The sequence below is a fragment of the Sphingomonas sp. genome, from assembly GCF_026460985.1.
In the GTDB taxonomy this organism is placed as follows: Bacteria; Pseudomonadota; Alphaproteobacteria; order Sphingomonadales; family Sphingomonadaceae; genus Sphingomonas.
Map to the genome: position 1 here is coordinate 1 of NZ_JAPKNM010000109.1, position 18072 is coordinate 18072.

Annotated in this window: 17 protein-coding genes and 1 tRNA gene; 5 read left to right on the top strand and 13 right to left on the bottom strand. The window is 67.0% G+C overall.

Annotation, left to right across the window (positions count from 1 at the left end):
* Positions 1-109: 109 nt before the first annotated feature.
* From MT490_RS17700 to MT490_RS17735, 8 genes are all read right to left on the bottom strand, one after another.
* Positions 110-784 carry a VTT domain-containing protein gene (locus MT490_RS17700; RefSeq protein WP_297390668.1) on the bottom strand — a complete coding sequence of 225 codons (675 nt, stop codon included), beginning with the start codon at positions 782-784 and terminating at the stop codon, positions 110-112.
* 224 nt (positions 785-1008) lie between these two features.
* Positions 1009-1084 (bottom strand) — tRNA-Val (locus tag MT490_RS17705).
* A 48-nt stretch (positions 1085-1132) separates the two neighbouring features.
* Complete coding sequence (locus MT490_RS17710) at positions 1133-2068, bottom strand: winged helix DNA-binding protein (RefSeq protein ID WP_297390670.1); 936 nt, start codon at positions 2066-2068, stop codon at positions 1133-1135.
* Between the two features lie 208 nt (positions 2069-2276).
* Complete coding sequence (locus tag MT490_RS17715) at positions 2277-3713, bottom strand: NAD(P)(+) transhydrogenase (Re/Si-specific) subunit beta (RefSeq protein WP_297390673.1); 1437 nt, start codon at positions 3711-3713, stop codon at positions 2277-2279.
* 1 nt (position 3714) lies between these two features.
* Complete coding sequence (locus tag MT490_RS17720) at positions 3715-3996, bottom strand: NAD(P) transhydrogenase subunit alpha (protein WP_025560861.1); 282 nt, start codon at positions 3994-3996, stop codon at positions 3715-3717.
* Positions 3997-4022: 26 nt separating this feature from the next.
* Positions 4023-4670 (bottom strand): hypothetical protein, encoded by a 648-nt coding sequence (locus MT490_RS17725; RefSeq protein WP_297390676.1) that lies wholly within the window; start codon positions 4668-4670, stop codon positions 4023-4025.
* Positions 4671-4732: 62 nt separating this feature from the next.
* The gene (locus MT490_RS17730; protein WP_297390678.1) at positions 4733-5869 is read right to left on the bottom strand and encodes an NAD(P) transhydrogenase subunit alpha; all 1137 of its coding nucleotides are present in this window, start codon (positions 5867-5869) and stop codon (positions 4733-4735) included.
* Between the two features lies 1 nt (position 5870).
* The gene (locus tag MT490_RS17735; protein WP_297390680.1) at positions 5871-6008 is read right to left on the bottom strand and encodes an aa3-type cytochrome c oxidase subunit IV; all 138 of its coding nucleotides are present in this window, start codon (positions 6006-6008) and stop codon (positions 5871-5873) included.
* A gap of 161 nt (positions 6009-6169) precedes the next feature.
* On the opposite strand from MT490_RS17735, the gene MT490_RS17740 reads away from it, so the two are divergent.
* Complete coding sequence (locus MT490_RS17740) at positions 6170-7597, top strand: sigma-54 dependent transcriptional regulator (protein WP_297390682.1); 1428 nt, start codon at positions 6170-6172, stop codon at positions 7595-7597.
* Positions 7598-7612: 15 nt separating this feature from the next.
* Positions 7613-8344, top strand: a complete 732-nt coding sequence (locus MT490_RS17745) for an SDR family oxidoreductase (RefSeq protein WP_297390683.1) — start codon at positions 7613-7615, stop codon at positions 8342-8344.
* Between the two features lie 172 nt (positions 8345-8516).
* Here the strand turns inward: MT490_RS17745 and folP are convergent, their stop codons facing one another.
* Both folP and MT490_RS17755 read right to left on the bottom strand, forming a co-directional pair.
* Complete coding sequence (gene folP, locus MT490_RS17750; RefSeq protein WP_297390685.1) at positions 8517-9608, bottom strand: dihydropteroate synthase; 1092 nt, start codon at positions 9606-9608, stop codon at positions 8517-8519.
* Between the two features lie 47 nt (positions 9609-9655).
* Positions 9656-10783, bottom strand: a complete 1128-nt coding sequence (locus MT490_RS17755) for a site-specific DNA-methyltransferase (protein ID WP_297390687.1) — start codon at positions 10781-10783, stop codon at positions 9656-9658.
* A 276-nt stretch (positions 10784-11059) separates the two neighbouring features.
* On the opposite strand from MT490_RS17755, the gene MT490_RS17760 reads away from it, so the two are divergent.
* On the top strand, positions 11060-11593 hold the full coding sequence (locus MT490_RS17760) for a 2'-5' RNA ligase family protein (protein WP_297390689.1): 534 nt from the start codon (positions 11060-11062) through the stop codon (positions 11591-11593).
* Between the two features lie 76 nt (positions 11594-11669).
* Here MT490_RS17760 and tldD read toward each other — a convergent pair whose 3' ends face one another.
* Positions 11670-13094 (bottom strand): metalloprotease TldD, encoded by a 1425-nt coding sequence (gene tldD, locus MT490_RS17765; protein ID WP_297390690.1) that lies wholly within the window; start codon positions 13092-13094, stop codon positions 11670-11672.
* 18 nt (positions 13095-13112) lie between these two features.
* Positions 13113-13343 (bottom strand): zinc-finger domain-containing protein, encoded by a 231-nt coding sequence (locus MT490_RS17770; protein ID WP_297390692.1) that lies wholly within the window; start codon positions 13341-13343, stop codon positions 13113-13115.
* Positions 13344-13473: 130 nt separating this feature from the next.
* Between MT490_RS17770 and MT490_RS17775 the strand changes: the two genes are divergently transcribed.
* Both MT490_RS17775 and MT490_RS17780 read left to right on the top strand, forming a co-directional pair.
* Positions 13474-14571: a histidine kinase gene (locus MT490_RS17775; RefSeq protein ID WP_297390694.1), complete on the top strand. Its 1098-nt coding sequence runs from the start codon at positions 13474-13476 to the stop codon at positions 14569-14571.
* Between the two features lie 43 nt (positions 14572-14614).
* Positions 14615-15532 carry an ABC transporter ATP-binding protein gene (locus MT490_RS17780; protein WP_297390696.1) on the top strand — a complete coding sequence of 306 codons (918 nt, stop codon included), beginning with the start codon at positions 14615-14617 and terminating at the stop codon, positions 15530-15532.
* A 246-nt stretch (positions 15533-15778) separates the two neighbouring features.
* Here the strand turns inward: MT490_RS17780 and MT490_RS17785 are convergent, their stop codons facing one another.
* On the bottom strand, positions 15779-17797 hold the full coding sequence (locus tag MT490_RS17785) for an AAA family ATPase (RefSeq protein ID WP_297390698.1): 2019 nt from the start codon (positions 17795-17797) through the stop codon (positions 15779-15781).
* Between the last annotated feature and the right edge of the window lie 275 nt (positions 17798-18072).

An 18072-nucleotide genomic window follows, 5' to 3' on the forward strand; every position in this document is an offset into this window, starting at 1 on the left:
CCATGGCCTGTGGGACGCCATCGGCCGCATCATCGATCTCTACTCGCCGCAGGAGTGCGCCAATTACTTCGCTAGCGCCGGGTACGATGCAGAATGATCGGAAAACGCTCTAGCCGCGCGGGCGCCGCCCGCGCATGAGGGGGCCGAGGCCCCAGGCGATGGCGCACAGGCAGGTGGCCGCGATCGCGGCCAGGGCGGGATCGATCCCGGCCAGGAGCGACCCCATGCCCGCATAGGCGAATGCCACGAGCAGATTGGCCGGCGCGGTGACGAGCAGGAATCGCCCGAAGTCCATCCGCGCCGCGCCCGCCGTGATGATCGTCGTCTCGGCCAGTACGGGAACCGCACGCGTCGCGGCGAGCATGATCGGACCGAGATGCGAAGCGCGGCGCGGCGCATAGGGCTCCGGGCCCCGGCCAGCGCCGTCCGGCAGCGGCGTAACGATCGCGCGGCCAAGCCAATAACCCAGGACGCAACCGAGCATCAGCCCCGCCCAGGTCGCGATCGTGCCGCCGGCGATGCCCAGCACGGCGCCCGCGAAAGCGCCGACGATGGTCGAGGGCACCGGCAGCACGATATCGGCTGCGAGGACTGCGACGACGAGCGCCGCCCCGACATAGGGCCGGGAGGCGGCCAGCGCCATCGCACCCGTCAGCTGCGCCTCGATCGATCTTCCGAACAGCAGGTAGGAGAGAATTGCGCCGAGCAGGGCCAGCGCCCCGATGGCGAGAACCAGCAGCCGGGGGCCTTGGACAGTCGCACGCATCGCCGAGTTGTCGACCATCGTGCCGCTACCCCCCGCTCGAGAATCGGGCGCGAGAATGGAGCGACTTCGGCGCGCGCTCAATCTTGGAGGTCAGGCGCGAGCCGCGTCTCGTCCTTGCGCGCGACGCCGGCCGCGTGTCCATCACCAGATCCCGAGAGCCGTCGCGCAACGCGGCCATTGCGTCGAGGCAGCCGCTGCTTGCCGGACAAGGCACCAGCCGGGCATCGACGGCGATGCCGCAATGGTGGGCGGTGACGGGCTCGAACCGCCGACCCTCTCGGTGTAAACGAGATGCTCTACCAACTGAGCTAACCGCCCTTGCCCGAGCGCGATGCCAAAAGCGGCGCGCGGGGGCAAGGCCCGGCGTCACACCAATTGGAGGCCGGCGCGCTTTACCGCACCCGCATAGCTGTGCATGCCGTCGAGCCCCTTGGCGCTCAGCCCGATATAGGCGCGCCGCCGGTCGCTCGGGTCCGCCTGGCGCTCGAACAGCCCCGCCTCGTGCAGCGTCCCGATCCAGCGCAAAGCGGTCGTCGGCGGCACGGCCGCGGCGATGCACAGGCTGGAGACCGAGACCTGGCGCCGCTCGAGCCCGGCGGCGAACAGGTCGAGCAGCATGTCCCAGGCCGGATCGGCGAACAGCTCCTCGGCGAAATATTGCGCCCGCATCCGCCGCGCGCGGATGACCGAGCGGATCTCCCCCGCGGCGATCTCCACCGCCGGACTGGCCTCGGATCCGCGATAGCCGGCCGCGCGGTCGCGCACCCCGGCACGGGGCGCGTCTTCGTCGCGGGTGAGCCGGGCCAGGGTCTCGGCGATCCGCGCCACTTCCTCGCTCAGCCGCCGCAGGCGCGCCGATTCGGTCTCGCGGTTGACGTCGTCCATCACCCCGCGCACGCGCCAGGTGGCGGCGGCGATCGCGCTGATCCGGTCGGCCGCGGCGGGGTTGCAGAGGATCTGCGCGCGCGGCCCGAGCAATTGCGCCGCCGCGACGTCGATCTGCTCGAGCGTCACCGTCGCGACCACCCCGAGCGCGCGTTCGCGCGCCATGGTGTCCGCCCGCGCGAGCACCAGGTCGAGCAGCGCGTCGGGCGCCCTCGCCGCTTCGATCAGGATCAGGTCGAGCCCGTCATAATTGCTGAGATCCGCCGCCGCCTCCGCAAAGCCCACCGGTTTGCGCGCGGTGCACCCGGCCAGATCCAGCGCGGCCGCCGCATCCCCGGCGGCGTGGGCGCAATCGGCGATGACCAGCGCCCGCGGCGCGGTGCCGCCATAATCCTCGCTGGGAGCGTCGCGCAGCATGGACAATCTCGCCATCGCCTGTCTCTGGTCGTCTTCTGTTCCGGAGATGCCGCATGGCCCCGGAACGGGTGAATCCGATTTCCTCCGTTCGGAGGTTATGAGGCGACCCGCGCGGCGCGCTGGTTGATCCAATATCCGTTTCGGAGCGAGCGACGACGGATTCCGTGCACGGAAGCGTCGGCATCCCCCCGAATGCAAGCTACGCGTACTAGTCGAGCGATTTCACGATCTCCTCGACCATCTTCTTGGCATCCGCCAGAAGCATCATGGTATTATCGCGATAAAACAACTCGTTGTCTACACCCGCATAACCGACCCCGCCCATCGAGCGCTTGATGAACAAAACGGTCTTGGCTTTCTCCACGTCGAGCACCGGCATGCCGTAGATCGGCGAGCTCTTGTCGGTCTTGGCGGCGGGGTTGGTCACGTCGTTGGCGCCGATCACGAAGGCGACGTCGGTCTGGGCGAATTCGCTGTTGATGTCCTCGAGCTCGAACACCTCGTCATAGGGCACGTTCGCCTCGGCGAGCAGCACGTTCATATGCCCGGGCATGCGCCCCGCGACCGGGTGGATCGCGTATTTCACGCGGACGCCGTGTTCCTTGAGCTTGTCGCCCATCTCGCGCAGCGCATGCTGCGCCTGCGCGACCGCCATGCCGTAGCCGGGGACGATGATGACCTGCTCGGCCTGCTGCATCAGGAACGCCGCGTCCTCCGCCGAGCCGCGCTTCCACGGCCGGTCGGTCGCCGCCGCGGCGGCGCCACCGCCGCTGTCGCCGCCGAAGCCGCCCGCGATCACGCTGAGGAAGCTGCGGTTCATCGCGCGGCACATGATGTAGCTGAGGATCGCGCCCGAGCTGCCGACCAGCGCGCCGGTGACGATCATCGCGGTGTTGTGGAGCGTGAAGCCCATCGCCGCCGCCGCCCAGCCCGAATAGGAGTTGAGCATCGACACGACGACCGGCATGTCCGCGCCGCCGATGGGCACGATCAGCAGGAAGCCGATCGCGAAGCTCAGCGCGGTGATCGTCCAGAACACCCAGGGGCTCTGGTCGGTGAGGAAATAGCCGATCAGCCCGAGGATGCCCGCGAGCACGCCGAGATTGATCACGTGGCGGCCGGGCAGCAGGATCGGCTTGCCGCTCATATTGCCGTTCAATTTCAGGAACGCGATCACCGATCCCGAGAAGGTGATCGCGCCGATCGCGACGCCGAGGCCCATCTCGACGCGGCTGACCTGGTGGATGCTCACCCAGGGCTCGCCGATCATCGGGATGACCAGCTCGCCGATGCCGAAGGCCTGCGGATTGAGGAACGCCGCCGCGGCGACGAGCACCGCCGCCATGCCGACCAGGCTATGGAACGCCGCGACGAGCTGGGGCATCGCGGTCATCGCGATGCGGCGGGCGGTGACGAAGCCGATCGCGCCGCCGATCAGGATCGCGGCGCCGAGCTCGATCGGGCTGGCGATCTCGTGGGTGATCAGCGTGGTGATCACTGCGATCGCCATGCCGATCATGCCGAGCCGGTTGCCGCGGCGGCTGCTCGCCGGGCTCGACAGCCCGCGCAAGGCGAGGATGAAGCAGATACCCGCCACCAGATAGGCGAGCGCGACCCAGGGGTTCACGGGAGCGGCTTCGTGCACCTCAGCGCTCCTTCTTCTTGTACATGGCCAGCATCCGCTCGGTGACGGCGAACCCGCCGAAGATGTTGACCGAGGCGAAGGCGACCGCGACCAGCCCGAGCCACTTCGCGATCTCGGCCCCCGCCGCCATCGACGCGATCAGCGCGCCGACGATGATCACCGAGGAAATGGCGTTGGTCACCGCCATCAGCGGCGTGTGCAAGGCCGGCGTGACCGACCAGACGACGTAATAGCCGACGAAGCACGCCAGCACGAAGATCGACAGGATCGAGATGAAGTCCATGATATTCCCATTCGAGTACGTGGACGTCAGAACACTTGGACCTTGGGCGCGACCACATCCTTGACCCTAAGAATTCCATCGGAATATTCTAAAATCTCAAACTCCGCGCCAAGCATACTGAGCTTAAATGGTATTTCTTTCCGATCAAATTTTACATCGTTTGCGAAGCACAATAAATCCCCATTGACACAGACTCTGAATCTTCCGTCATAAAGTAGAATTTCCAAGAATCCGCTGCTATCCGATAACTCACTTGGGCGGAACGAAAACCCAGCCTCAGGAATTTTATACATTCTCCCGAAAGGTATTTTCGCACGCTCCGTTCCCCAAGGCCCGACAACATCACCACCACGTTTGAACCAATGATCAAATTTGTCGTCTCCATCTGTGTCGATGAAACAGACATATCTCGCACCGAGCATCGCCATGCGAGATACTTTGGCAACGGTGCAGCCAATGCGGGGGCCCTGATCCGTAACAGTCAGCTCAGTCCCTTCTGGGAGTGTCACTCCTTCTTTTACGAACTCTACTTTAGCATCTAGTGTAACTAGATACCTCGGAACCAAACGCCATTTTGCTATCGAAGCATTTTTCTTGATGACCCGTTCGCCAGATTCTCCGGCATCAGGGACCATTAAAGATTCAAAGCTGTATCTTTTTGCCTGGACGTTCATTTCCTGTGCCGTCCCAGCTGACGAAAGCGCTCCTATCATAAGAAGGCCGGGCAAATAGCTTTTCATGCGAGCAACCTCTCGTGCACCACCTTGCCGCCCTGGGTCAGGCGGATCGCGTTGCCGATCTCTTCGTCGAGCACGGGCTTGCCGGCCTCCTTGTCCCAGAAGGCCGAGAGGAAATTGAACAAATTGCGCGCGAACAGCGCCGAGGCGTCCGCCGCGAGCCGCGAGGGCACGTTGCGGTGGCCGACGATCTTCACGCCGTGGCGCTCGACCACCTCGCCCGCGACCGCGCCCTCGACATTGCCGCCGGCCTCGACCGCGAGGTCGACGATGACGCTGCCCGGCTTCATGCTCGCCACCTGCGCGTCCGAGATCAGCCGCGGCGCCGGGCGCCCGGGGATCAATGCGGTGGTGATGACGATATCCTGCTTGGCGATATGCGAGGAGACGAGCTCGGCCTGCGCGGCCTTGTACTCGTCGGACATCTCGGTGGCGTAGCCGCCGGTGCCTTCGCCCTCGATGCCCTTCACGCTCTCGACGAAGATGGGCTTGGCGCCGAGCGACAGGATCTGCTCCTTGGTCGCCGCGCGCACGTCGGTCGCCGAGACCTGTGCGCCCAGCCGCCGCGCGGTGGCGATCGCCTGGAGCCCGGCGACGCCCACGCCCATCACGAACACCTTGGCGGCGCTGACCGTGCCCGCCGCGGTCATCATCATCGGGAAGGCGCGGCCATATTCCGCCGCCGCGTCGAGCACCGCCTTGTAGCCGGCGAGGTTCGACTGCGAGGAGAGGATGTCCATCGACTGCGCACGCGTGATGCGCGGCATGAACTCCATCGCCAGCGCCTCGGCGCCCAGCGCGGCGTAGCGATCGACTCGCGCGCGCCCCCCATGTTCTCCGGCGCCGAACGGATTGAGACCCGCGACGATCCACGCACCCTGCTTGAGCCCCGGCAGCGCATCAGGATCCGGCCCCTGCACCCCGAGCACGATATCGGCATCGGCAAGCACGTCGCCGCGTCCTCCGATGGTGGCGCCCGCATCGGCATAGGCCTGGTCGGCGATCGACGCCGTCGCGCCCGCCCCGGCCTCGACCGCCACGGCGGCGCCCAGCCCGACGAACTTCTTGACGGTCTCGGGAGTCGCGGAGACGCGCCGCTCGCCGGCGGCGGTCTCCTTGAGCACCGCGATCTTCACCTCAGCTGGCGATCATCAAGACGACGAAGGCGCCGACCGCGAACGACGCGATCGTGCCCCACAGCATGAGCCTGGTGAAGCCGCTATAGGTCTCGGCGTGCGTCTGGACTTCGGTGCTGTTCTCGCCCGTATCGGCCATGCGTCTGGATCCCCTCTGCGCAAATTTTGCGGGACCTTAACCGCCGCATCCCACCGCCTCAACCCCGCCGCGGCAAACATCGCCTGCGCCGAGGCTTAAGCCGACCTTTACCCATGCCGATTATGGGATACGACCTGAAACGGGACACTGGGGACAGTCGGATGACGCGCAACGGGCAGCGCCTCCTGATGCTGATTGACGACGAACCGGCGCAGCGGCGCCTCGTCGCGGCGATCGCCGCGCGACGCAGCTGGCGCACCGTGTTCGCGGGCGATTCCGAGACCGCGATCGCGATGCTCGGCACCCCCGACGGGATGGCGCTCGACGCGATCATCCTCGACCACGCCTCTTCCGACGCCGACGCCGCGGCCTTGATCGGCGAGTTGCGCGCGCGCCGCCCGCAACTGCCGATCCTGATGCTCACCGCCAACAGCTCGGCCGCCGCCGCGGTCAGCGCGATGCGCGCCGGCGCCACCGACTATCTCGTCAAGCCGCTCGCCTCCGAGCGGCTGCTCGCCGCGCTCGAGGCCGCGATCGGCGGGATGACCGCGGGCGAGCTCCGCCCGCTCACCGAGAAGCTCTCCGCCAGCCTCGCCTTCGACGAGATCGTCGGCAGCGCGCCGCAGTTCCGCGCCGCGCTCGCCATCGCCGCCAAGGCGGCGCGCGCACGCGTTCCGATCCTGATCGAGGGCGAGAGCGGCGTCGGCAAGGAAGTCGTCGCCGAGGCGATCCACGCTGCCTCCCCGCGCAACCGGAAGCCGGCCATCGCCGTCAATTGCGGCGCGATCCCCGCCAACCTCGTCGAATCGGAGCTGTTCGGGCACGAGAAGGGCGCGTTCACCGGTGCGTTCGAGCGCAAGATCGGCCGCTTCCAGGACGCCGACGGCGGCACGCTCTTCCTCGACGAGGTCGGCGAGATGCCGCTCGACGCGCAGGTCAAATTGCTCCGCGTGCTCCAGACCGGCGAGATCCAGCCGCTCGGCGCGCGCCATCCGCGCGAGGTCGACGTCCGCGTCATCGCCGCGACCAACAAGAGCCTGGTCGCCGAAGTCGAGGCCGGCCGCTTCCGCGAGGACCTCTATTACCGGCTCAACGTCGTCCAGGTGACGATCCCGCCTTTGCGCGAGCGCGCCGGCGACATCCCGGCGCTCGCCCGTCACCTGCTCGCGCGGATCGCCGAGCAGCCGGGGCTGAGGCCGCTCGGCATCACCGACGACGCGCTGGTGCTGCTCGGCAGCTATGACTGGCCGGGCAATGTCCGCCAGCTCCAGAACGCCCTGTTCCGCGCCGCGGTGCTCTGCGACGGCGACGGCCTCGCCCGCGCCGATTTCCCGCAGATCGCCCAGCTCGCCGCCGGCCGCCCCGCCGGCAGCGGGCCGCAGCAGCAGGGATCGACCAACGCCGGTGTCACCCTGTTCCGCCCCGACGGCAATCTGCGCGCATTGGACGAGATCGAGGCCGACGTCATCCGCCTCGCCATCGGCCATTATCGCGGCCGCATGACCGAAGTCGCCCGCCGCCTCGGCATCGGCCGCTCGACGCTCTACCGCAAGCTCGGCGAGCTCGGGATCGACCAGAGCGCCGCCTGATCCTAGAGAGGCGCCATGCGTCTCTTCTCGGGCAAGTCCATCCTCGTCACCGGCGCCGCATCGGGCATCGGCCTCGCCGTCGCGCGGCTGTGCGCCGAGCAGGGTGCGGCGCGGCTGATCCTGGTCGACCGCGATCCGATCCCCGTCGACTTCGCGCACGAGGCCGTGGCCGGCGACGTGCGCGACGAGGCGCTCTGGGACGCACTCGACCTGGCCGGGCTCGACCATGCCGTGGTCAATGCCGGTGTCGCGGGCGCGGGGCCGATCGCCGATCTCAGCCTAGAGGCGTGGCGGCATATCCTCTCGATCAACCTGGACGGCGCCTTCCTGACGCTGCGCGCCGCGATGCGCGCGATGCGCGGGCGCGGCGGATCGATCGTGCTCACCGCCTCCGCCGCGGGGGTGAAGGCCGAGCCCGGCATCGCCGCTTATGCCGCGTCCAAGGCGGCATTGATCCACTTGGCCAAGGTTGCCGCCAAGGAGGGCGCGCCGCACCGCATCCGCGTCAACGCCATCGCGCCCGCGGGCGTCGAGACGCCGGTATGGGACGCGATCCCGATGTTCGCCGATCGCGCCGCCGAAATCGGCCGCGACGCCGCCTTCGCCGAGATGGCCGCGATCGCCACGCCGCTCGGCCGCTATGCCCAGCCCGAGGAGATCGCCGCGCAGATCGGCTTCCTCCTCTCCGACCAGAGCGCACTCGTCACCGGCGCGACCCTGGTCAGCGACGGCGGGTATACGCTTTAGGCCGGATCTTGGCGCCCCTCCCTGAAAGGGAGGGGTAGGGGGTGGGTGCGCGCGTCTGCGCGCTCAAAAAGACTCAATTGCCGGCAGGAAGAAAGCGCCGGACGAGGCATCGAGCCTCGCCCGCCGCTACCCACCCCTAACCCCTCCCTTGCAGGGAGGGGAACGAACCCTCCTAACCCGGCACCCGCGCCACGAGCGCCGCGTCGCGCATGCCGCGCCAGACGCGCAGCGCCTGCGCGGTCTCGAACACGTCGTGGACGCGGATCAGCTGCGCGCCGAGCTCGGCGCCCTTGAGCGCCACCGCCAGCGACCCGCCGAGCCGCGCTTCGGCCGGCGCCTCGTTCGAGAGCGCGCCGATCATCCGCTTGCGGCTGGCGCCGAGCACCAGGCCGCAGCCGATGCCGTGGAACAATGCCAGGCCATTCAGCAGCGCGAGATTGTCCGCGAGCGACTTGCCGAAGCCGATGCCCGGATCGATCAGCACGCGCGATCGATCCACGCCCTTGGCCACGACTTCGTCCACCCGCCGCTCGAGCCAGTCATAGACCTCGATCAGCACGTCGCCATAGTCGCCCCCCGCATGGCCGGTCTTGCCGGGATCGGGCGAGTGCATCAGCACCACCGGGCATCCCGCCTTGGCGACCACCTCCAGCGCGCGATCGTCGTAGAGCAGGGCCGACACGTCGTTGACCAGATGCGCGCCCGCGGCGAGCCCGGCCTCCATCACCGCCGCCTTGCGCGTGTCGATCGACACCGCCGCGCCGCTGCGCGCCAGCCGCTCGATCACCGGGACGATGCGCGCGATCTCGTCGCCCTCCCAGACCGTCTCCGCACCCGGCCGAGTCGATTCGCCGCCGACATCGACGATCGCCGCCCCGGCGACGCCCATGTCGACGCCGGCCTGCGCCGCCGCGGCGGGATCGCCGACATGGCGCCCGCCGTCGGAGAAGCTGTCGGGCGTCATGTTGAGGATGCCCATCACCTGCGGCTGGTCGAGCCGCACGACGCGCTCGCCGAGCCGGAGCGGCGCACGCGGTGCCGAGATGCGCGCGGCGATCGCCTGGAGGCGTTCGTCGGCGGGAAGATCGGCGACCGGGAGCGTGCGCTGGAGCACGCGCTTCCCGCCCTCGACCGCGATCAGCTCGAAGGCGCTGCACCAGCTGAGCCCGCCCGCGATCCGCATCACCTCGCCATCGCGCCCGACCGGCGTATCGGCGAACTGGACGGGGCGAAGATAGAGGCGGGCGTTGGCGGGGAGTTCCATCGGGTGACCCTAGCAAGCCCCTCCCCTTCAGGGGAGGGGTGAGTAGGTCAGGGCTGCGTCGCCAGCAGATAGGTCTGCCTGAGCGCGTCGATCGGCTTGAGCGCGCCCTCGTCCTCGTAATGCCACCAGGTCCAGCCGTTGCACGAGGGCGCGTTCTGCAAGGTCGCGCCGAGCTTGTGGATCGATCCCGCCGCGTCGCCGCATTTGAGCGAGCCGTCGGCGCCGACCACCGCGCGGTGGCGCCGCTTCGAATCGGTGAGCACCGTGCCGGGCGCGAGATAGCCGTTCTCGACCAGCTGGCCGAACGCCACCCGCGGCGCGGCCTTGGGCGCCTGCATCGTGGTCAGCGCGCTCTCGTCGAGCGGCAGCGCCGCGTCGATGCGCGCCTGCGCCGCCTCGACATAGACGCCCTCGCGGTCGATCCCGATCCAGCGCCGGCCGAGCCGCTTCGCGACCGCGCCGGTGGTGCCGGTGCCGAAGAAGGGATCGAGCACGACATCGCCCTTCTTGGTGCTCGCCAGCAGGATGCGATAGAGCAGGGCCTCGGGCTTCTGGGTCGGATGGACCTTGTACCCGTCCTTCTTGAGCCGCTCCTGCCCGCCGCAGATCGGGAACTCCCAGTCGCTGCGCATCTGCAGCTCGTCGTTGAGCGTCTTCATGCTGCGATAGTTGAAGGTGTAGCGCGCCTTCTCGCCCTTCGACGCCCAGATCAGGGTCTCGTGCGCGTTGGTGAAGCGCGTGCCCTTGAAGTTGGGCATCGGATTGGCCTTGCGCCAGATGATGTCGTTGAGGATCCAGAAGCCGAGGTCCTGGATCGCCGAGCCCACCTTGAAGATGTTGTGATAGCTGCCGATCACCCAGATCGAGCCATCGTCCTTGAGGATGCGGCGCGCCTCGGCCAGCCATTCGCGGGTGAACTTGTCGTACGCCGCCAGGCTGTCGAACTTGTCCCATTCGTCGGTGACGGCGTCGACATGGCTGCCGTCGGGGCGATTGAGGTCGCCGCCGAGCTGGAGGTTGTAGGGCGGGTCGGCGAAGATCAGGTCGATCGACTTGTCGGGCAGCGCCTTCATGCGCGCGATGCAGTCGCCGCGCAGGATCTGGTCGAGCGGCAGCACCGGCACCGGTTGCGCCGCCGTGCGGCCCCGCACGTTTACCTTTTCCAGAACCCCCATTTGCGTATCGCTCCCTTGCCGAACGCGCTTCTTCGTTCGCCGCGGACTCCGCCGTCAAGCGAACATTGGTTAACGAAAAAGCCTCCTAAATCGTTAACGCGCCAGAACATTTGGGCATCCGGCCAGATGTTGAGTCAAGAAGTTATCCACAGGCTCAACCGCTGGTGGTGTGGCGCGAAAGACTCACTTTCCGGCCCGCGCAAATCGAGTCGCGGAGTCGACTCCGCCGCCTCAATCGGAACATAATAGGAACATTCAGCCGATTCGGAGCCCGCCATGCAGACCTGCCATCGCCTCTTCTTCGCCCTCCAGCCGCCGATCGCCGAGGCGCGGCGCATGGGATTGATCCGCGACGCGCTCGGCGGCGCCGGAACGCCGGTCGCGAACGAGCGACTGCATGTGACGCTGGGGATCACCAACGATTATGCGGCGCTGCCGCACGACCTGGCGCACCGCGCGCGGCAGATCGGCGATTCGATCGCGGGCGATCCGTTCGCGCTCTGCCTCGACCGGCTTTCCGCCGGCGCGCGCTCGGTGGCGCTGCGCCCGAGCCGCCGCCCGCCCGCGCTGACCGCGCTGCAGAAGCGGATCGACGATCGGATGCTCTATTGGGGCATGCGCCGCGGCGACTGGAGCTTCAGCCCGCACGTGACCCTGGCATACCGGGAAGGCCCGGTGTTCCTCGAGCCCGTGGCGCCGGTGGCATGGGAAGCGCGCGAGATCGTGCTGATCCACAGCGTGGTCGGCGCGACGCGACACATCGAACTCGGCCGCTGGCCGCTGGTGCGGCATCAGTTGGAGCTGTTCTGAGGCGGTGGACCCGTGAATCGGGGGCAGACTTAAAGCCCCTCCCCTTCAGGGGAGGGGCTAAGAAAAGAGACGCCCCTCACGCCGCCGTACCCCCCACCGTCAGCCCTTCGACCAGCAGGCTCGGCTGGCCGACGCCGGCGGGAACGCTCTGCCCGCCCTTGCCGCACATGCCGACGCCTTCGTCGAGCGCGAAGTCGTTGCCGATGCCGGTGACGCGGGTGAGCACCGAGGGGCCGTCGCCGATCAGCGTCGCGCCCTTGATCGGCGCCCCGAGCTTGCCGTTCTCGATCCGGTACGCCTCGGTGCACGAGAAGACGAACTTGCCCGAGACGATGTCGACCTGCCCGCCGCCGAAGCTCTTGGCGTAGATGCCCTTCTTCACGCGGCTCAGCAGCTCGACGGGGTCGTCCCTGCCGCCCTTCATGAAGGTGTTGGTCATCCGCGGCATCGGCGCGTGCTGGAAGCTCTCGCGCCGCCCGTTGCCGGTGGGCGCGACGCCCATCAGCCGCGCGTTGAGGCGGTCCTGCATATAGCCCTTGAGGATGCCGTCCTCGATCAGCACCGTCTCGCGCGTCGGCGTGCCTTCGTCGTCGATCGACAGCGAGCCGCGTCGGTCGAGGATCGAGCCGTCGTCGACCACGGTGACCCCCGGCGCCGCGACGCGCTCGCCGATCCGGCCCGAAAAGGCGCTGGTGCCCTTGCGGTTGAAGTCGCCCTCGAGCCCGTGGCCGACCGCCTCGTGGAGCAGCACGCCGGGCCAGCCGGGGCCGCACAAGACGGTCATGTCGCCCGCGGGCGCGTCCTCGGCATCGAGATTGACCAAAGCCTGGGCCAGCGCCTCGTCGATCGCGCGGTTCCACGTCGCGGGCTCGAACAGCCGGTCGTAGAGCGTGCGCCCGCCGGTGCCGAAGCTGCCGGTCTCGCGGCGGCCATTCTGCTCGACCACGATCGAGACGTTGAGGCGGACGAGCGGGCGGACGTCGGTGGCGACGAAGCCGTCGGGGCGGACGATCTCGACCACGCCCCAGGATCCGGTGAGCCCGACCGAGACCTGCACCACCCGCGGATCGCGCGCGCGCGCCGCGGCGTCGATCGTCTGGCAGAGGTTCACCTTGTCGGCGAAGGGCACCAGATCCAGCGGATCGCTGTCGGTGTAGAGATGGCGGTTGCTGCCCTGCGGCGGCGGCGCCTTGCCGTTCCTGCCCGGCTCGATCAGCGCCATCGTCTCCGCCGCGCGCCGGATCGCTTGCGCGCTGATCTCGTTGGCATGGGCGAAGGCGGTGGTCTCGCCCGAGACCGCGCGCAGCCCGAAGCCCGACTGGGTGTCGAAGCTCGCCGTCTTCAGCCGCCCGTCGTCGAAGCCGAACGCCTCCGACTTGCGATATTGGAGATAGAGCTCGCCGTCCTCGGCTTTGGCCAGCGCGTCGGCGGTCAGCCGCGTGGCGGTCTCGGGATCAAGCTCGCGATACAGGAACGCGCGGGGATCGGAGGGAATCGACATGCCCCCGATATAGGCGCGTCAGACGCTCGCGCCAGCCGGATGGTCGGGCAATTGCGACTGGTCGGCGCCGTCGGCCGGCCCGCCGATCAGCACGAAGCGGCGGTCGCAATAGCCGCAATCGACAGTGCCGTGCTCGTCGATCTGCAGGAACACGCGCGGATGGCCGAGCGCGGCGGGAACGCCGGGGCCGCTGCCGTCGCAGGCGACGCGGGCATGGGAAGTACGGATCGTCTCGGGCGGCACAGTCATGAGGGTGCATCTAGCAACCGCGCCTGCGGCCCGCAACGGCTGCGGCCGATAGGCGTGCGGCATGGCTCATGGCGCATTCAGCTTTTTGCGGCATGGATCGGCTCTGGTATCCGGTCGGGGGAGGAACCGCATGTTCTCGCGTAAACTGGAAATCCTGGCGCCGACGCCGAAAGAGGCCGCGCAGCTCGCGACCGTCGCATGGCTCATCGTGACGGCGATCTCGTTGCCCGCCTTCCTGTTCACCGGGCAGGTCGTCGGCGCGGAATGGTTCACGGTCTTCTGGGGCGCGATCGGCGCGTGGCTGCTGACCGCGCCGATCTACTTCCTCGTGCGGCACGCGATCGGCAGGCCCTTGTGGCTCGCGGTCCCCGCGGTGCTGGCGGCATTGGTCGCGATCGCGCTGGTGCAGATGGCGCTGGATTATGGCGGGCAGTATCTCGTCCATCTCTGGGCGGCCACGCGCATCCCGGACACGTCGATCCCCTCGCTCTTCATGGTGACGGTGGTCTATTTCCTGATCGATGCCTGCGTCGTCGCGCTGTTCCTGATCACCGGCACGATGAACAAGATCCGCATCCGCGAGCGCGAGCTCGCCGAGGCGCAGGTCCGGCGGCTCGAGACCGAGCTCCACATGCTGCGCCTCCAGCTCAACCCGCATTTCCTCGGCAATTCGCTCAACGTGATCTCGAGCCTGATCCTCACCGGGCGCACCGCCGAGGCGAACCGGATGGCGGAGGGGCTGGCCGACTTCCTCAGCGCGACGATGGCGCTGGACGCGACCCAGATCAGCCTGGGCGACGAGCTCGAGACGGTCGAAGCCTATCTCGAGCTCGAAAGCGCCCGGTTCGGCGAGCGGCTCACGGTCGAGATCCATGCCGATGCGGCGCAGCGCGCGCGGATCGTCCCGAGCTTCGTGCTCCAGCCGCTGGTCGAGAATGCGATCAAGCACGGCGTCGAGGCCAGCCCGGGGCCGTGCACCGTGCGCATCGCCGCGCGCAGCGAGGAGGGCGCGCTGCTGATCGCGGTCGAGAATCGCGGCGAGGCGCCGGCCGCAGGGTCGCCGGGGCGGCCCGGCCACGGCATCGGCCTCGCCAACACCCGCGCCCGGCTCGCCCTGCTGTTCGGCGACGAAGGCGTGCTGGAGACGGGCCCGATCGAGAATGGCTGGCGCGCCGCGATCCGGCTGCCGGCGCGCGCTTCCGACGGGCGATTGCTCGCCGCGGCATGACGCGGCCCTTTGCCGATCCGCGCCGAGGTTCTATGCGCGGCGCATGACTCAGGCTGCGATCGAGATCGACAATCTCTGCAAGACCTACGCCGGCGGCAAGCGCGCGCTCGACGGGGTGAGCTTCGAGGTGCCGCGCGGCACGATCTTCGGGCTGCTCGGGCCGAACGGCGCGGGCAAGTCGACGCTGATCAACATCCTGGCGGGCCTCGTCAACAAGACCGGGGGCCGCGCGTCGATCTGGGGCTTCGATATCGACGCGCATCCGCGCAACGCCAAGGCGAGCATCGGCATCGTCAACCAGGAGATCACCTTCGATCCCTTCTTCACCCCGCGCGAGACGCTGGAGATCCAGGCGGGGCTCTACGGCGTGCCCAAGGCGCAGCGCGACCCGATGGGGCTGCTCCGCGCGGTGCATCTCGAGGACAAGGCCGAGGCCTATTCGCGCACGCTCTCGGGCGGCATGAAGCGCCGGCTGATGGTCGCCAAGGCGATGGTCCATTCGCCCCCCGTCCTCGTCCTCGACGAGCCCACCGCGGGCGTCGACGTCGAGCTCCGCCAGCAGCTCTGGGCCTATGTCCGCGAATTGAACGCGCGCGGCGTCACCGTGGTGCTGACCACCCACTATCTCGAGGAAGCCGAGCAACTCTGCGACCGGATCGCGATCATCAACCACGGCAAGCTCATCGCCAACAAGCCCACCCGCGAGCTGGTCGGGATGGCGCAGGAGAAGGTGGTCGAAGTCACCGTAGACCGCGACGTGCCGGTGCTGCCCGAGAACAGCTGCTTCCAGAAGATCGAGCTGAAGGCCGAGCGGACCCTGGTGATCACCTATCGCAAGGACCAGGCGAACGCCGGCGAAGTGCTCGGCGCGGTGCAGGGCGGCGGCTACGGCATCGTCGACGTCTCGACCCGCGAGGCCGATCTGGAGGACGTGTTCCTCAACCTGACGCGGGCGGGCTGAGGGGCGGTCGCGCCTACCCCACCGTCACCCCGGCCTTGTGCCGGGGTCCACTGCGCCACGTCGGAGAAGCCGGACGCTAAAGCGGATCGCCTGCCCCAGTGGCCGCCCGGGACAAGCTTGTCCCGAATGCCTATTTCATAAGGCAGCAGAAGGGGTCTCGTGATGACGGCTGTGGGCCGTGAGCCGACTGGCCGCTTATTGGGGCGATCCAGCCCGCAACTGACGCGCTTACTCTGGCAAGCGCGTCTATTTCAGCGCGGCGTTGATGTTCCCGATCAGCTTGATCCACGAAGTTCGCTCGCCCTCGGTTAGGTCGGATGCGTTGTGATCGCGCGACCATCGGAGGAAGGCCTTCGCCAGCTTGTATTTGCTGAAGGTTTTATCGGCCCTGCCGAGCATATCGACTAGCGGCTGTTGAGGTCTACTTGCGGCTTGGTCGACTACATCGATGCCGAGTACCTCTCTGGCGATTACCGACAGCGTCGTTCGGAGCAGATCCTCGATTTCGGGTTTGGACACGCCCTCAATGTAATCCTTGGTGCGAAGGATGCTCTTAGCGCCCAGCGAATGCACCAATGTGTCCTGGCTTGCGGCGTTCTCGCCCGCCGCGTCCGAGTCGAGCAACGCAGCGACCTTGAGATTATGGGCAGTCAGGATCGTAGCGAAGTAGACGACCTTGCCGGCGGAACTAGCGGTAATCAGGGCGATCTTGTCGTTCAGGGAGACCGAGCCCTCCTCCTTCAGCAAAGCGGCAACTGCCTCGACATACCATGCGTCAGTGAGACCCTCGAGTATAAGGTTCCGATGAGTCGCAAAGAGACTTTGCGCCAAGTCGTAACCCAGCGCCTCCTGCAGCGGTAGAAGGGCAGCTGGATCTGTGGAGGTGATCGTCGTGTGTACTTTGGTGCCCTCAGTGCGATCGTTCAGCTCGACGACACGCACTAAATCGAGTTCGTTCGGGCCGACCAAGAAAGGCGAGTGGGTCGTATAGATCGTCTGGTTCTTCTCGGACAGACGCGAGAGTGTGTTGCGGAAGTCCCGCTGTTTGAGCGCGTGGAGGCTCATGCCGGGCTCGTCGAGCAACAGAATGGCGTTCTCATGTCGATCCATGGCTTCTGCAAAGAAGACTACGAAGAAGGACACGAGCCATTGGAAACCTTCGGATCGCTGATCGAGCTCTACCTCGACGCCAAGGTCGTCCTCTACGACGACCTTGAGGTACTGCCCATCAGCGACGACTCTGAGGCGGTCCGCTTCGGGGCGCGTGCTGCTCGGCTGCCAGACCTCCCGAATCTCCTTTGTAAGCCTCACGCTCGCAGCGTTGAGTTGATATGATCGCTTGTCGAGCTGATCGCGGCTACGCTGCAGCTGGTCTGGGTGATTGGCCGCGGGCTCGGAGACGCTGCCCAGCGCGGAGAGCTCCTGGGCCGTGAAGCCTAGAAGTTTCAGCAGACACGAGTTGCCGTAATCGTATTGCGTGTCATCGAGGATGTTGGTCGCCAGTCGCTGCGCCAAGTGCGAGAGGTGAATGAGCGGACGGACGCGGAAATAGTTGCTGAACAGAACAAAGACGGGGAGGCGGCCGTTTAGGTAGCTCAGCGCCTCGTCGCGTTCCACGCCCTTGTTCACCGCCTCGTTCAGACGATCCAGCCGTGCCTCCTCGGCCTCGTTGGCGTCTTCGATTAAGGTGACGGCTGACTTGAGCCAGGCGCGCAGTTCCTTGGTCCGACTTGAAGAGAGGGTATAGAAGTCGCGCCAACCTCCTGTAAGAGCAGCGATCTTGTCCGTCTGAGCGGTGGATGCCAGCTGGCCCTCCGCGACTGCGGTCCGCTTGTCGATGTGTGCTGCTAATCGCGAGAGATCTTTAGTGATCGTGCCGAAGGTCGGCAGCGCCGGAGCATCAAGGAGCGTGTGCTGCGGGTTGTTGTTCATCATGCGCGTGAACTGGTAACGAACCTGCCGCAGGTCAGCCGGAAGTGAGGCACGCTCCTCGTCGTCCAGTTCAAAGATAGCCGTGGCGACGGCAACGTCTTCCTCTTTCACGGCCCCAGTCGTAATATCGTTGTAGAGTGCACGAGGATAGTCGCGCAGAGCATCGAACCCCTTGATTCCCTTTGGAGCATTAACCTGTTGGAGCGCCTGGAGAACGGCAGTCTTGCCCGCCTCGTTCGGCCCAACCAAGATCGTCTTGTCACGCTCGACGTCGAACAGACCGGTATCGCGGATGCTGCGGTAATTCTGAACGCGGGCGGCACGCAGGCGCATCAGGCTATCCTCAAATCAACCAAGCGAATTGCATCGTGAACATAGCGCGAACGCCGGCTTTGCCAAGAGCTGAGTTCTTGATTTCCCCTGTTGCGGGTGATCATGTTGATTTCATTCGCGCGATCACTCTTCGAATACGGCCTTTTGGAGCCGGCCGGATCCTCTGTCTGCAAGATGAGCTAACGCCTGTTATTGAGAGAGGACGAATCGGGACTGACAATCGGCGTACAGCCGCTGACGATGCAAACTTCCGTAACACGATCGCCAGCCCCTCG